Origin of the sequence: Streptomyces sp. 7N604 (genome assembly GCF_052245475.1) — a bacterium.
Taxonomy (GTDB): domain Bacteria; phylum Actinomycetota; class Actinomycetes; order Streptomycetales; family Streptomycetaceae; genus Streptomyces.
In genome coordinates this window covers 19,618-34,553 of the sequence record NZ_JBQQBX010000055.1, presented here as the reverse complement: position 1 = coordinate 34,553, position 14,936 = coordinate 19,618, and the positions used below count along the sequence as shown (strand labels likewise).

General features: G+C 72.3%; 12 protein-coding genes. 5 read left to right on the top strand and 7 right to left on the bottom strand.

The genetic code is table 11. From position 1 onward, the window contains the following. Positions 1–175 precede the first annotated feature (175 nt). Positions 176–871: a sigma factor-like helix-turn-helix DNA-binding protein gene (locus ACTWP8_RS36195; protein WP_443326310.1), complete on the bottom strand. Its 696-nt coding sequence runs from the start codon at positions 869–871 to the stop codon at positions 176–178. A gap of 85 nt (positions 872–956) precedes the next feature. Between ACTWP8_RS36195 and ACTWP8_RS36190 the strand changes: the two genes are divergently transcribed. Next, the gene (locus ACTWP8_RS36190) at positions 957–2,537 is read left to right on the top strand and encodes a cell division protein PerM (RefSeq protein ID WP_443326309.1); all 1,581 of its coding nucleotides are present in this window, start codon (positions 957–959) and stop codon (positions 2,535–2,537) included. 181 nt (positions 2,538–2,718) lie between these two features. On the opposite strand, the gene ACTWP8_RS36185 is transcribed toward ACTWP8_RS36190, so the two are convergent. Next, positions 2,719–3,606, bottom strand: a complete 888-nt coding sequence (locus ACTWP8_RS36185; RefSeq protein WP_443326308.1) for a hypothetical protein — start codon at positions 3,604–3,606, stop codon at positions 2,719–2,721. Between the two features lie 648 nt (positions 3,607–4,254). Between ACTWP8_RS36185 and purN the strand changes: the two genes are divergently transcribed. From purN to ACTWP8_RS36165, 4 genes are all read left to right on the top strand, one after another. After that, positions 4,255–4,920: a phosphoribosylglycinamide formyltransferase gene (gene purN, locus ACTWP8_RS36180; protein ID WP_443326307.1), complete on the top strand. Its 666-nt coding sequence runs from the start codon at positions 4,255–4,257 to the stop codon at positions 4,918–4,920. Positions 4,921–4,985: 65 nt separating this feature from the next. Then, complete coding sequence (gene purH, locus ACTWP8_RS36175; protein ID WP_443326312.1) at positions 4,986–6,566, top strand: bifunctional phosphoribosylaminoimidazolecarboxamide formyltransferase/IMP cyclohydrolase; 1,581 nt, start codon at positions 4,986–4,988, stop codon at positions 6,564–6,566. 247 nt (positions 6,567–6,813) lie between these two features. Next, positions 6,814–8,634 carry an MOSC domain-containing protein gene (locus ACTWP8_RS36170; RefSeq protein ID WP_443326306.1) on the top strand — a complete coding sequence of 607 codons (1,821 nt, stop codon included), beginning with the start codon at positions 6,814–6,816 and terminating at the stop codon, positions 8,632–8,634. Between the two features lie 165 nt (positions 8,635–8,799). Next, on the top strand, positions 8,800–9,429 hold the full coding sequence (locus ACTWP8_RS36165) for a response regulator transcription factor (RefSeq protein WP_443326305.1): 630 nt from the start codon (positions 8,800–8,802) through the stop codon (positions 9,427–9,429). A gap of 94 nt (positions 9,430–9,523) precedes the next feature. On the opposite strand, the gene ACTWP8_RS36160 is transcribed toward ACTWP8_RS36165, so the two are convergent. The 5 genes from ACTWP8_RS36160 to ACTWP8_RS36140 form a co-directional block, all read right to left on the bottom strand. After that, on the bottom strand, positions 9,524–10,456 hold the full coding sequence (locus ACTWP8_RS36160) for an EamA family transporter (protein WP_443326304.1): 933 nt from the start codon (positions 10,454–10,456) through the stop codon (positions 9,524–9,526). Between the two features lie 118 nt (positions 10,457–10,574). After that, positions 10,575–10,772, bottom strand: coding sequence for a ferredoxin (locus ACTWP8_RS36155; protein ID WP_443326303.1), 198 nt, complete (start codon positions 10,770–10,772; stop codon positions 10,575–10,577). Between the two features lie 16 nt (positions 10,773–10,788). After that, positions 10,789–12,045, bottom strand: a complete 1,257-nt coding sequence (locus ACTWP8_RS36150) for a cytochrome P450 (RefSeq protein WP_443326302.1) — start codon at positions 12,043–12,045, stop codon at positions 10,789–10,791. A gap of 353 nt (positions 12,046–12,398) precedes the next feature. Then, a complete protein-coding gene (locus ACTWP8_RS36145; RefSeq protein WP_443326301.1) occupies positions 12,399–14,063 on the bottom strand; it encodes a serine/threonine protein kinase in 1,665 nt (554 codons plus the stop codon). Next, positions 14,060–14,803, bottom strand: a complete 744-nt coding sequence (locus tag ACTWP8_RS36140; RefSeq protein ID WP_443326300.1) for an FHA domain-containing protein — start codon at positions 14,801–14,803, stop codon at positions 14,060–14,062. Before ACTWP8_RS36140 ends, ACTWP8_RS36145 begins: the two co-directional genes overlap by 4 nt. Positions 14,804–14,936: the final 133 nt, after the last annotated feature.

Here is a 14,936-nt window from a genome sequence, read left to right as displayed (position 1 = left end):
GGGCCCGTACCTCTCGGTACGGGCCCACGCCCCTTCCTGCTGCCGGGTCATGCCCGGTTCCGGTTCGGGCCAGGCCCCGATTCGGCTTCGGGCACGCCCGGGCACAGGCGTGAGCGAGAACCTGTGCCGGGCCGTGCCCCGTTCCGGCTTCGCCGCATGCTTCCGGCTTCGGGGGTCACCAGGCTGCGTCGAGCACGGTGGCCAGCAGCGCGGCCACGGCGAACAGCCCGACCAGCCCGTACGACGCCCGCGTCCACAGCCGCGTGCGGCGCTCGCTCCCGGCCCGTACGGACGCGGCCGGCTGGGTCCGTACGTGCTGGGTGGCCGCCTGCTCGCCCAGCATCCGGCGCAGCACCGCCGCGCGCCGGGCGGGCGGGGCCTCGCGCAGCTCGGGCAGCCGCCCGGCGACGGCGGCGCGGGCGTGCATGAGCCGGTTCGCGGTGGCCGCCGTGCTCGCCTCCGTCTCGGCGGCCGTCTCCGGCAGGCCGAGGCCCACACCGTCGTGCAGCAGCAGCGCGCGCCGGTACGACTCCGGAAGGCTGAGCAGCGCGGTGAGCAGCGCCTGTCCGGGGCCGCGCCCTGCGGGCCGTCGGCGGCGGGCGCGGCCCAGCCGGTGCCACGGCGAGAGCGCGTACTCGTACGCGGCCGCCCGCACCCACCCGGCCGGATCGCGGTCCACGGCCACTTCGGGCCAGCGCTGCCACGCCTGATGAAAGGCGTGGTCCACGGCCCGCCGCGCGAGCTGCCGGTGTCCGGTGAGCAGATACGTCTGCCGTACGAGGTCGGCGGCGTGGGCGGTGTAGAGCGCATCGAACGCCAACTCGGCGCCCGTGCCCACCCGTTCTCTGCCGCGCTGAGCGTAACGGTGCATACGCACATATTGAGCGACACGGAGCGACACGACGGCCATTGGCCCGCTGCGCTGACGAATGGTGTGTTGTTGGCAGCATGTCCGCGTGACCCAATCGACCGATCGGAACCCGGCGTTGCCACCTTCGCCGCCCCTGCTGCCGCCGCAGCCTCTGCGGCCTTCGCCGCCCTCGCTGCCTTTGCCGCCGCGCGGGCAGCTTGCAGCGGGCGGAGTGGTCGCGGCCGCCCTGGGGCTCGGTGCGGTGACCGTCGCGGTCCTCCTGCTCTGGATCACCTCGCCGTACCCCGAGAGCGGTCCGAGCGGAGCGCTGCACGCAGCCGCGGCCCTGTGGCTGCTCGCGCACGGCGCGGAACTCGTCAGGACCGACACCCTCTCCGGGGCCGCCGCACCGATCGGGCTCACGCCGCTGCTGCTGAGCGCGCTGCCGCTGTGGCTGCTGTACCGCGCCGCCGGTCACGCGCTCGAGGCGCACGAGGAGGAGCTGGCGGAGGCGGGGGGCGACCCGGACGGGCCGCCGCCCGCGGGTCCCACGATCGGGTGGTTGAGCGCGGGCTACCTGTTGACCGGCGTCGCCGCCGTGATCTACGCGTCCGGGGGGCCGCTGCACGTCGACCCGCTCAGCGCACTGCTGCACCTGCCGGTCGTGACCGTGGCCGCCGTCTCGTACGGCTACTGGGCGGCGAGCGGGCGGCCGCGGGAGCCGCTGCGGGTGGTGATGGCGGATGTGTTGCCGAGGGTGACCTCGGGGGTGTTGCCGGGGGTGGTGACCGGCCCGCTGCCGGGGGCGCTGCTCGGGCTGCTGCCGGGGAGGCTGCGCGGGCCGCTGCCGGGGAGGCTGCGCGGGCCGCTGCCCGCGCGGGCCAGGCGGGCGTTCGGCCGCGTCCCGGGGGGCGTGCGGGCCGTGCGCGCGCGCCTCACGCGCCGCAGGCTCGCCACCGCGGTCCGCGGCGGCACCGCCGGTACGGCCGTCCTGCTGGGCGGCGGGGCCCTGCTCGTCGCGTTCTCGCTCACCTGGCACGGGGCGGCGGCGCAGCAGTCCTTCCAGCACCTCACCGAGCCGTGGACGGGGCGGCTGGCGGTGCTGCTGCTGGCGCTCGCGCTGGTGCCGAACGCGGTGGTGTGGGGAGCGGCGTACGGGCTCGGGCCCGGCTTCACGCTGGGCGCGGGCAGCGTGGTGGGCCCGCTGGGCACCTCCGCGCACCCGGAGCTGCCGCACTTCCCGCTGCTCGCGGCCCTGCCGGACCCGGGCCCGGGCGGGCCCCTGACCTGGCCGGTCGCGACCCTGCCGCTCGCGGCGGGCGTCACGGTGGGCTGGTACACGGCCCGCGCGGCGGTGCCGGGGAGCGGCAGGGCCGCTACGGGTGGCGGGGGCGGTGGAGAGCCGGTTGTCCGTAACTGGCGGGACACCGCGCTGACGGCGGCGCTGGGCAGCGCGGCGTGCGCGGTGGCCATGGCGCTGCTCGCCGGTCTCGCGGGGGGCTCGCTCGGGACGGGCGCGCTGGAGGACTTCGGGCCGAGCTGGTGGCTCACGGGCGCGGCGGCTCTGTGCTGGACGGCGCCTGTTGCGGGCCCGACGGCGCTGGTGGCTCGCTGGTGGCGCAAACGCCGCCCAACCCCGGCCGACGCCACCCCGGAAACCCCCAAGGCACCAACCCCCGCGCATTGAGCCCGGGCCCGACGGCGGCCGACCCCTGCGGGCTGCACCCACCCCGCGCCGTGTCGCGCCCTCCGCGCCCTCGGCGCGGATTTCCCACCCACCCACCTAATAGGGGCGGGTGGGTGAGAAATCCTGGCGCGGAGCGCCGGCTGGTGTCGGAGCGGAGGCCCTGGTGCCGGGGTGGCCGGGGTCAGTCCTGGGTGCTGAGGAGGGGGCGGAGTTGCTTCGGGAGGAGGTCTTCGCAGGACTGACGCGAAGCCGTGGTGAGGGCGTCGTCCACGCACGCGTAGTAGTCGCTGTAGACGACCTGGAACGTGAAGGTCGCCGCCACGATCGCCAGCGCGATCCCCCCGGTGACCAGCCCGCTGACCGCCGCCGTCGTCTGCGGCCTGGCGTTCGCCGCTCCGCCGCCGACCGCGCCGCCGGTCCCTGGCGCGCCGGCCTCGGGACGGGCGCTCGGCGCCGTACTCGTGCCGATGTCGCTCGCCGCCGCACCCGCCCGGGTACGAACCGGCTTGCCGCGCAGCGAGCTGATGCCCCAGTACACGGCGAGCGCACCCAGCAGCAGCGCGATCTCCGGCAGGCTGAACAGCGCGAAGAAGAAGCCCCACATGCCCGCGAGCAGCGCGTAGCGGGCCCGGCGCTGCAGTGGGTCGGTCGGGTCCCAGCGCAGACCGCCGGGACCGCTCCCAGGGCCGCCCTGACCGCCGTTCGGGCGCCGGTCGCCCGGCCCGCCGCCGAAGCCACCGCTCTCGCGGCCCGGCTGGCGGCTGCTCCACTGGCTGCCCCAATGCGGCTGCTGCGGGCGGTCGGCGTCCGCGTCCTCACCGCCGCCGTTCCCGGAGCCGCCCGTACCGCCCGAGCCGCCCGTATCGCCGTCGGTGCCGTTCCCGGAGCCGCCGTTGCCGCCGTTGCCGTTGTGGCCGCCGCCCTGCGGGCCGCGCGGCCGCCAGGGCTGGTCGGGCCGGCCCTCCGGCGGGGGAGCGAAGGGGTTGTCCTCACCCTCGGAGGACGGGGACGCAGACCTGCGCTCACGCAGCAACGCCGCGCCGACGGGCGCCGCGGCGGCCTGAGCCACGCCCGGCCGCGCCGCCGTAGCCCAGGGCCCCGCGCCCGGAGTCGCAGAAATTCCCGTCGTGGCAGCCGTAGCGGACGCCGCCGCAAATGTCGTCTCAGAAGGTGTCGTGGAGGGGAGCGGCACGCTCCGCGTCACGATCGCCCCGGGCAGCCCGGGCAGCCCCGCCATCCCCGGCAGGCCCGCGACCCCCGCAGACGTCAGCGGCACCCCCGCGGGTGCCCCGCGCAACGTCCGCGCCAATCCCGCCCGCGCCAATCCCGCCCGCGCAGTCGCCAGACGACGCGTCGGCGCCGCGGACCCGGAATCCCCCCGCCGCGGGTCGGAGGACGGTGCCGTGGGCAGCGGTAGGCTGAGGGCCGCGCGGCGGCGTCGGTCCGGCATGTGGAGTGTGTCTTCCCCTTGTGTCGTCATCCCGCCCTCCCTGCCTGGCGGGACGGGTTCCGTGTCTCAGACGCTACCTCCCCCGGCTGGCCCCGTCCCGCGGGGGCCGCTCGGTGTGCCGGTATCGTTGCTGACGGTCTGCGGCTTCGTAGGGTCTTCCGGAAACGGGGATCGCCCTCACTTGTACGACCCTACGACCACGACGAACGACCCGGTCCCCACAGGGTCCCGTGAAGCCCGTGAGAACCCGTGAGAAAGAGCCCCGCTGTGTCCTCGCCCCGCCCCGGCCCCGCCGCCCCGGCCCGCCCTGCGCGCCCGGCCCGCCCCGCCCGCCTGGTCGTGCTGGTGTCCGGCTCCGGTACCAACCTGCAGGCCATCCTCGACGCCATTGCCGCCGACCCGTCCGGCTACGGCGCCGAGGTCGTGGCCGTCGGCGCCGACCGCGACGGCATCGCGGGCCTCGAGCGGGCCGAGCGCGCCGGGATCCCTACCTTCGTGTGCCGGGTGAAGGACCACGCCGACCGCGAGCAGTGGGACCTGGCCCTGGCCGAGGCCACCGCCGCGTACGAGCCGGACCTCGTCGTCTCGGCCGGTTTCATGAAGATCGTGGGGAAGGAATTCCTCGCCCGGTTCGGCGGCCGGTTCGTCAACACGCACCCCGCCCTGCTGCCCAGCTTCCCCGGCACCCACGGCGTGCGCGACGCGATCGCGTACGGCGTGAAGGTGACCGGGTGCACCGTCCACTTCGTCGACGACGGCGTCGACACCGGCCCGATCATCGCCCAGGGCGTGGTCGAGGTCCGGGACGAGGACGACGAAGCCGCTCTGCACGAGCGCATCAAGGAAGTCGAGCGACAGCTGCTCGTCGATGTCGTGGGGCGCCTGGCCCGTAACGGCTACCGCATTGAGGGACGAAAGGTAATGATCCCGTGACCGCCAACGCCAACCCCGCAGCCAACTCCGCCGCCAACGCCAACGGCGAAGGTACGAAGCGGCCCATCCGCCGCGCGCTGGTCAGCGTCTACGACAAGACGGGGCTGGAGGAGCTGGCCCTCGGGCTTCACCAGGCGGAGGTCGAACTGGTCTCCACGGGCTCGACCGCCGCGAAGATCGCGGCCGCAGGCATCCCAGTCACCAAGGTCGAGGAGCTGACCGGCTTCCCCGAGTGCCTGGACGGCCGCGTCAAGACGCTGCACCCGCGCGTGCACGCGGGCATCCTCGCCGACCTGCGTCTCGACACCCACCGGGCGCAGCTCGAGGAGCTCGGCGTCGCCCCGTTCGAGCTGGTCGTCGTGAACCTCTACCCGTTCCGGGAGACCGTCGCGTCCGGCGCCTCGCCCGACGAGTGCGTGGAGCAGATCGACATCGGCGGCCCGTCGATGGTCCGCGCCGCCGCCAAGAACCACCCGTCCGTGGCCGTGGTCACCAGCCCCGCGCGGTACGGGGACGTGCTGGCCGCCGTGCGCGGGGGCGGCTTCGACCTGGCTGCGCGCAAGCGGCTCGCGGCCGAGGCGTTCCAGCACACCGCGGCGTACGACGTGGCGGTCGCCTCCTGGTTCACCGACTCCTATGCCCCTGAGCCGACAGCGCCCGACAGCCGCTCCGCCGCGGGCAGCCGACTGCCCGAGTTCCTCGCCGGGGCCTGGGAGCGCAAGAGCGTCCTGCGCTACGGCGAGAACCCGCACCAGGCCGCGGCGCTCTACTCCGACGGCGACCCGGGCGGCCTCGCCAACGCCGAGCAACTGCACGGCAAGGAGATGTCGTTCAACAACTACATCGACACTGAAGCCGCGCGCCGCGCCGCCTTCGACCACGACCGGCCCTGCGTCGCGATCATCAAGCACACCAACCCGTGCGGCATCGCCGTCGCCGACGACGTCGCCGAGGCGCACCGCAACGCCCACGCCTGCGACCCGGTCTCCGCCTACGGCGGCGTCATCGCCGTCAACCGCCCGGTCACCGTCGCCATGGCCGAGCAGGTCGCCGAGATCTTCACCGAGGTCATCGCCGCCCCGGCGTACGAGGACGGCGCCGTCGAGGTGCTGGCCCGCAAGAAGAACATCCGCGTGCTGCGCGTCGAGGGCTCCCCGCTCCAGCCGTTCGATCTGAAGCCCATCTCCGGCGGCGTCCTGCTGCAGCAGAGCGACACGGTGCTGAATGGACACAGCCTGGCGGAGGGCGACGACCCGACCGGCTGGAACCTCGTCAGCGGCCTGCCGCTGGACGAGGACGGACTGCGCGAACTGGCCTTCGCCTGGCGGGCCTGCCGGGCCGTGAAGTCCAACGCCATCCTGCTCGCCAAGGGCGGCGCGACCGTCGGCGTCGGCATGGGCCAGGTCAACCGCGTGGACTCGGCGAAGCTCGCGGTCCAGCGGGCGGGAGCGGAGCGCGCGGCCGGTTCGTACGCCGCCTCCGACGCGTTCTTCCCCTTCCCGGACGGGCTCGAGGTTTTGCTCGAGGCGGGCGTCAAGGCCGTGGTCCAGCCCGGTGGTTCGGTCCGCGACGAGCTGGTGATCGAGGCCGCGAAGCGGGCGGGCGCGACGATGTACCTCACCGGCACGCGCCACTTCTTCCACTAAGGCCCTGCTGGTCATTGATCTTGTGGTGGGTCGTGGTGAGTTGACGGATGGGGCGTGGTAGCGGATAGCGCTGCTGCCGGGTGCGGACGAGCGGGGACGGGCGGGGGCGGCCGTGGTCGCCGTCCAGCCGTTCCCCGTATCCCTCGTAGACATCAAAGGTGTCCGGGCGCAGGCTGGTGTCGGCAGGACTTGAACCCCGCGGTCAGCCCTGCCGGCAGCGGCCTCAGCGTCGAGGGAGTGACATCCGGTGAGCGGCGCGCGCGTGCGACGGCTGGTCCGGTACCCGATCAAGGGCTGCGCCGGGGAGGACATCGCCAGTGCTGGGCTGCGCCCAGGACTCGGCCTGCCGGGCGACCGCGTGCTGGCCATCGCGAACGGCCATCGCCCCGTCCCCCACGCGGGGCAATGGGCACCCACCGAAACGTTCGCCCGGCTGACCACCAACACCGAGCTGCTGCGGCTGGGAGCCGGCTTCGACGATGCCGCCGCCAGCGTGACCATGCACCACCCGGAACAGGCCCCGGTGACCGTGTTACTGGACCAGCCGGACAGCCGCGAGGGCGCCGATGCGCTGCTGCGCCGGTGGCTACCGGCCGGCCCTCATGGCGGACCACAGCTGGTGCGCGCCGATCGCGGCTATTGGGACGACCGGACAGGCACCGTCTCGCTCATCAACCTGGACACCGTCAAGGCCCTGGCCGACGCGGTCGAGGCGCCGGTCGATCCGTTGCGCTTCCGCGGCAACGTCTACGTGACCGGGCTGGGCGCGTGGCAGGAACTGTCCCTCCCCGGCGAACGCATCGTGCTCGGCGAGGCCGAACTCGAAGTGCTGCACCCGATCAACCGGTGCCGGGCCACCTGCGTCAACCCCGTCACCAGCGAGGCGGATCTCAACATTCCCGCCGCGCTGATGACCCACTTCGGGCATCTCTACTGCGGCGTCCGGGCCCGCGTCATCTCCTCCGGAGCGCTGCGCACCGGTGACCGGCTGACGCGCACTCGGCACCGCGGCAGCCCTCATCCGCCCACAACGGGACTGCCGATCGAGCAGTGGCCGCGGCCTGCCCGCGTCGTCCGGCGCGAGGCCGAAAGCGACGACGTGGTGAGCATCTGGTTACGCGATCCGCTGCGGCGCCTGCGTGTTCCCCACCGCTCAGGACAGCACCTGCGCATCCATGTCACCGACGACCAGGGTCCGCTCTGGCGCTGTTACACCATCTCCGGGAGCCACGACGGCGACCTGCGCATCAGCGTCAAACGCCACCCCGACGGACGCATGTCGCAGTGGCTGCACCGCCACGCACACGTCGATGCGACACTGCTCGTCTCCGGCCCGCACGGGACCCTGACCGCCGACTCCGGCGCCCGCTCGCCGTTGTTGCTGGCCAGCGCCGGAATCGGGATCACCCAAACCATCGCCCTCCTGGACGCGGCAGCACGGCAAGCCCCTGGTCGCCCCATCGTGTTCTGCCACACCGCCCGCAGTGGCAGCCGACTCGCGCTGTGGGCGGAAGCCCGCGCATTGATCTCCGCCTTGCCCCAGGGGCACGCCCGCTTGTTCCTGACCCATCCCGAGGAAGGCGATCTGACCCGGTGGAACGCCATGGCCGGCCGCCCCGAACTCGGCGATGTCGCCGCATCGCTGCTCGACTTGCCGACGGCGACGGCCTACCTCTGCGGACCCGCAAGGTTCATGGACGCCGCCCGCGGTAGCCTGACCCGCCGCGGCCTGCCCGCCCACGCGGTTCACCAGGAAGTCTTCGCCTCGCCCCGCGTTCCGTCCCAAGCGCCGGTGGCACCGCCGCCGTCCGGCCCGTTCCGGGTGTCGTTCACCGTCAGCGACCGCCACGCACCCTGGACACCGGATCACGGAACCCTCCTCGACCTCGCCGACACACTGGGCGTACCGGCCCCGTCCGGATGCCGCGCCGGGGCCTGCCACCTCTGTCAGCAAGCCATCAGCAGCGGAAGCGTCACGTACACCACGCCACCCATCCTGCCGCCGAAGGCCGGTAACGCGCTCCTGTGCTGCGCCGTTCCCACCAGCGACATCCGCATCCCGCTGTGAAGCGGGGATTCGGTCTCGCCGTGAACTCTGCTTCTGTAAACGAGGGAATTGAATTCCAGCCAAGTGTCGCGGGTTTGCCCACGCCTGCTCGGGACCGCCCTAGACTGGCTGATGATCAAGGTAGGGCATTTGCGTGCGGTCGCTGTTCACGGGGGAGTTGCGTACGTGGTTGTGCAGTGCAAGTTAGTCGTCGCCGACGGCCACGAACTGTTTCGCGAGGGATTATCTGCGCTCTGTGCGGCGCAGCCGGGAATCAGAGTAGTGGGCCAGGCGGACGATGGGCAGGAAACCGTTTCGCTGATTCGCAGGGAACGCCCCGACCTTGTGCTCCTCGATGCCGAACTTCCGGGAGTCGGAGCCGTGCGGACGGCTCACCGGGAGCCTGTGGCCCCGCGGTTGGTGATGCTCACTGCGCACGAGGATGCGCAGCTCATGGAGCGCTCCATGTCCGTCGGGCCGCATGCGTGCATCTCAAAGGATTCGACCCGTGATGAGCTGTTCGCGATGATACGGACCATCGTGAGCAATGGGGACCGCATGTTTGTCTCCTTATCCAGAGGGGTGGCCGAGCAAGTGAGGTTCCCCTCGGCCGGCCACCTCACGGCTCGGGAGAAAGAGGTCCTGCAACTCGTCTCCAAGGGGTTCCGCAATGCGCAGGTTGCTTCGTCGCTGTATGTCGCGGAGGGAACCGTGAAACGACATCTCGCCAACATCTATGTGAAGCTCGGTGTTGGATCGCGTATGCAGGCTGTGCGTACCGCCGTCAAAATGCGGCTGATAAAGGGAATCCAGTGAGTCGCCTCTTCTGCGGCCGAGCCGGTTGCACGGCGGAAGGTGCCGGGGGTTCCGAGGCGTGGTCCAACGGGCCGGTGCGAAGCTGTACGCGGGGTCACCGATTCCTCGTCACAACGCCCAGGGACGCCGCCACGACACAGCCCAGGGCCACCCACTGGCTGGGACCCAGCCGCTGGGAGAGGACCACGAGACCGATCAGGGCGGCGATTGCCGGCTCCAGGCTCATGAGCACTCCGAAGACCCGCGGAGGTATCTGCCGCAGGGCCCTGAACTCCAGGGAGTAGGGAACCACGGAGGACAGCAGGGCCAGGCCGAGGCCGGTGACCAGCACCTGCGGATTCAGAAGAGTCGCGCCGGCGTCGGCGAAGCCCACGGGGAGAGCGAGCACTGCGCCCCACACCATGGCCAGGGCCAGGCCCGAACCGTCGTTGGTACGGCTGCTGAGCTTCGCGCCGAGCAGGATGTACCCCACCCAGCACCCCGCGGCGGTCAGCGCGAAGGCGACACCGACCCAGGAAAGACCGCCGTCCACCTCGGTGAGCAGTGCCACCCCGGCGGCGGCCAGGAGCGCCCACCCTGCATCGGACCAGCGACGGGAGCCGGCGACGGCAAGGGCCAGCGGCCCCAGCAGTTCGATGGCGACGGTGACGCCCATGGGAATGCGGTCCAGCGCCTGGTAGAAGGCGAAGTTCATTCCGGCGAGCACGGTTCCACAGGCGAACACGGCCGGCAGAGCGCCCCGTCCCACCCGCAGGGACGTGCGCCACGCGAGCAGCAGGACCAGGGCGGAGAAGACCAGCCGCAGCGTTGTGACCCCGAAGGGACCGGCGACCGAGAACAGCGGCTGGGCCACTGCGGCTCCCAGCTGCCGTAAGGCCATTCCGCACAGGATGAGCCCGGGGGGCGGCACCGCCGCCAGAAGACGTCCGGCGCGCTGCCCGGCGCCGGGCCGGGGCGCCGCCGGCGGCGCCGTCTGGTCGGCGCACTTCACGGTCTGCGCGGCAGTCGTTCCTTGGCTCTCGGTCATGGTCCTCCTCGGGATTCATCGCGGCCCCTACGCCGGGCCAGCAGCCACCGCATGCGTCCGGCGGTGGCTGCCGGCCCGGTAAGAGGCCTCTGCTGCTCCGCCGGGCCGGCGCGCCCGGTCAGTCCGGGCTGAGGCCGAGGGCGGCTGCGGGGCAGCGCTGGACAGCGTCCTCGACCGTGCCGGTGGGGTCGGTCAGAGGCCCCTCGTCGAGGAGTTCGACGAGACCGTCGTCGTCGTTCTGGTCGAACACGGCAGGCTCGATGAGCACGCACTGTCCCGAGCCGACGCAGGCTTCCCGGTCGATGGTGATCCGCATGACATGTCCTCCCGGGTCACCAGGTGACGGGCAGTTCGTGAACCCCGTACACGATCTGATCGTTTTTCAGGGGGAGTTCCGCCGCGGGAACTGCCAGACGCAGACCGGGGACACGGGCGAACAAGGTGCTGAGGACGACCTCCAGGTTCATCCGGACGAGGTTCTGACCGATGCACTGATGGGGCCCGTAGCCGAATGCCAGGTGCCGTCCCACGTCGCGACGGATGTCCAGGACTTCCGGATTCTCGTAGAAATCACCGTCCCAGTTGGCCGATGCGTTCAGCCCGATGACGCCCTCGCCTTCCCGTATCGTGACCCCGCCGATCTCGATGTCGGACAGCGCGACGCGGAAAGTGGCCTGGTCCGAGATGCTGAAGTAGCGCAGCATCTCCTCGACGGCTTGCGGGACGAGTCCTGGGTCGGCCCGCAGTTCGGCCAGTTGGTGCGGGTGCTCCAGCAGGCCGATCGTGCCGAGGGCGATCATGTTCGGCGTCGCCTCGTGGCCGGCGACGAGGAGCAGTCTGGCCATGCCGAGGACGAGGTCCCGGTCGTAGGCGCCCGAGTCGCGCAGGTTGTTGATGAGGCGGCCGATCAGGTCGTCCGAGGGTTCGCGCTCCTTGTCGGAGACCACCTCCCCGAGATAATCCAGGAGTTCGGCATAGGCCTGCTCCTGCTCCGCCCGGGTCGCATTGCGGGAGAGGATGACCGCCGTCTTGGCCAGGAAGAACGCGTTGTCCGCGTACGGGACTCCGAGCAGTTCACAGACGACCATCGAGGGCACCGGGGCGGCGAAGGCCTCGATCAGGTCCGCCGAACGGCCGGCGTCAAGCATGGAGGTGAGGCATGTGTCCACGATCTCCTGGACACGTGGCCGCATCCTCTGGACCCGCTTGACCGTGAACTCAGGGAGAACCAGTCGGCGTCGGGCGATGTGTTCCGGGCCGTCCATCCCGACCATGCCGACGAGTCGTTCCTTCGGCACCCCGACGGGAAGGCGCACCTGCAGGGGGGAGCCGGGGTGCAGGCGGTCCGTACTCACCTGGGGATGGACGAGGAATTCCCGGATGTCCTCCTGCCGGGTCAGCAGCCACGCGGTCCTTCCGTGCTGCAGGGCGACCTTGGAAATGGGTGCCTCGGCACGTAACTGCGCGTACTGTTCGGGCACCCGCATCGGGCAGGACCGGGGCATGGGGAATGCCGGGTGTTCGGCGTGCACGCTCTGGGCTGCGGAGGTGTGCACGCTCTGTGCTGCGGAGTCGGTTGTAGGGGGCACGTGCCTCTCACCTGTCTCCTCGGAGCCGATTCAGTGATGACTCAGAAGTTAGATCGCGCACGAATGCGGCCACATTGCCCGCACGAAGTGCCCCGGAGCATGCCTGAGGGTGTAGTGCCCATGCATCCAAAGATGTAGCCGGGATCCGGTTGTGGCGTCCCGGACGTCGGCGTCGTCGTGATCATTGGTGGCCGCATGTGGAGCTGCTGGGTTCGTGCCACTTCTCCGACGCGCCGACTTCGGGCCCGCGCGCCGTCGGCCAGCGCACGGGCCCGGAGCCTCCCCCGAGGTTCCCCCGTCGCGCTCCATTCCACCCCTCCGGCGCGCGGACCTGTACCTCGGAGGTCCGAGGGTCAGTTGGCGCGCGGCGGGGTGTACTTCTTGAGGGCGTGCTCGACGCGTTCCGCGTAGTCGCGGTAGTGCGCGGGCACCCCGCCCGCCGCGTTGACCTTGCTGAACGAGGTGCGGTACGCGGCCGCGATCAGCACTTGGCGGTTGCCTTGCAGCTCCGGGCGGAGGCGCGGTGCGATGACGCACAGATAGCGGCCCGCGGCCGGGATGGACACGTCGGGCGGGAACGGCGGCTTCGGGTCGCCGGACTTCGGCACTAGCGAGGGCGGGAGGTAGGACTTGAGCACGCGGGGCGTCCAGCGGGCGATGCCGTACTCGTCCATGGCCGGGTCGGACAGATCCGGGTCGAAGTCGCTCTCGGCCTTCAGCAGCGCGGCGATGAGCGGCGGCGTCACCTCCTCCTCGGTGCACGCATGAGCCGCGTCGACGATGAGCTTGCGGTACGCGACCGGCACTCCCGCGTCCGTACGCAACTCGTCCTCGCCGTACGTCGCCGGGGCCACCTTCTCGGTCCCGGTCCTGCCGTCGCCCCGCTCCTCCTCGCCGCCGAGCAGGCCCAGGCCGTAGCCCAGCGCTGCGATCCCCGCCGTCAGGGCGGCCGCGGTGACGACCGCAAGGGTCCGCGAGCGGCGGCCCGGCCTGCCGGGGGGCCTGCCGGCCCGCCGCGGCCCGGACATCCTGGCGAGCCGCCGGGGCAGGCGCGGCGAGCGCCCGGTCCCGGCCAGGGTCTCGACGCGCCGCAGCAGGTCACGGGCGCTGTGCGCGGCGCGCTCCTCGTGCGTACGGGCCAGGCAGTCGCCGATGATCTCCGGCCAGCCCTCCGGCAGGTCGGGCGAGAGCCGCAGTTCCTCGGTCCCCCGCGCGTAGCGCACGGTCGCGTCCCTGCGGGCGGCCACGGTCGCGCCGGGCATCGGGAGCGTCCCGGCCAGCACCAGGTGCGCGACCACCCCGAAGGCCCAGATGTCCGCGGTCGTACGGATCTGCTGCCCGCGCTCGCCGATGTCCGACCACAGCAGCTCGGGCGGGGTGTAGTCGGGCGTCGAGAAGGCGGGGGAGTAGGCGTGGGTGCCCTCCAGCTCCGCCGCCAGATTGAAGTCGCCGAGCCGCACCGAACTGTCGGGCATCAGCAGCACGTTGCCCGGCTTGAGGTCGCCGTGCACCCAGCCCGCCTGGTGCAGCTGGGCCAGGCCCTCGCAGATCTGCGCGAGCAGCGCCGGCCCCTCCGGCACGGGCCCGGGACCGGAGCGAGAGCCGGAGCCGGAGCCGGAGCGGGCGATGAGCGTGTCCAGGGAACCCTCGGCGCGCTCGAGGACGAGCACGGTCGCGCCGTCGAGCTCGGGACGCTCCGGGTCGTCGACGGTCAGCGCCTCGTACATCCGAATCAGGCGCGGGCGGCGCAGCCTGCGGTGCAACTCCAGCTCGCGGTGCGCGAGATCCTCCAGGTGCCGCAGCTGGCGGGGCGTACGGGTGCCGGTGGGCAGGAACTTGAGCGCCGCGGACCGGGGCAGGTCGGGCGGGGCGTCCGGGCCCGGCTCGCCGCCGCACCGGGCGGCGTAGACGCTGCCGAACGCGCCGGTGGCCAGCGGTTCGCGGACCTCCCAGCAGCCGACCCGGTACCCCTTCGGCACCCGCACCGCGAACGGCGCGCTCTCGGCTCCTCCGCTCACCGCTCCCGCCCCTCGATCACGCAGAGCTCCTCCTCCCGTACGAGGTCGAAGCGCAGCGCGAGGGAGACCAGGGACTCCTTCTTGCCGTTCAACCGGGGCCCGGGGAGGGCGGATTCGGCGGGCGGCTTCAGGCGCAGCTTGACGGCCAGATAGTCGATGTTCCACTGCACCGTGGTCCGGTTCACCGCGGGCCACACCGGCTTGAGGCGCTCCACGACCTGCTCGGTGGTCGGCAGCGGGGCGTGCGGCTCGCCGCGCAGCCGGGGCTCGCAGAGCGCGGCGAGGACGAGGAAGTAGCGCTTGGACCGGTCCAGCGGGAAGGGCAGCGCGGTCGGCTCGCCGCCCGTGCTTCCGCTGCCCTCGAAGTAGTCGTGGCGCGGTGCCCAGACCTCGAAGCCGACCAGGTCGTTCCCGGCCGGGAGCACCACCCGGGAGAACTCGAAGGGGACCGGCGCCTCGACCCTGCCGGGCCCGACCTTGATGTGCTCCCCGGCGCCCTCGGGGTTCTCGACGACGTACGTCTGGCGGCGGCTGAGGTTGGTCAGCGTCCAGAAGGTGGCGGTGGCGGTGATCTCCCCGGCGGAGCGGGACACGCCCGCGTGGTCCATGACGAGATACGGGCCGCCGTCCGCGGTCCTGGCCTCCTCCGTACGCCCGAAGCCGAGTGTCTCGCCCGGCTCCAGCCGGATCTGGGAGTCGGGACCCCGCGAGCCGTCGGGTACCACGATGACGCTGAACACCTACGTTCCCCCCGGTCGAGGATCGGCAGCGGTCAAGGCTACTGACGGCCCGAACGCAGCCGCAACGCGGCGCGAGGGGCGCACCCGGACTCCGGGTGCGCCCCTCGTGTGGTGCCGGGTGCGCGTGATTCTG

Coding starts and splice junctions, on each gene's coding strand:
- ACTWP8_RS36195 (WP_443326310.1), bottom strand. CDS start 871: ATGCACCGTTACGCTCAGCGCGGCAGAGAACGGGTGGGCACGGGCGCC.
- ACTWP8_RS36160 (WP_443326304.1), bottom strand. CDS start 10,456: ATGACCGAGAGCCAAGGAACGACTGCCGCGCAGACCGTGAAGTGCGCC.
- ACTWP8_RS36155 (WP_443326303.1), bottom strand. CDS start 10,772: ATGCGGATCACCATCGACCGGGAAGCCTGCGTCGGCTCGGGACAGTGC.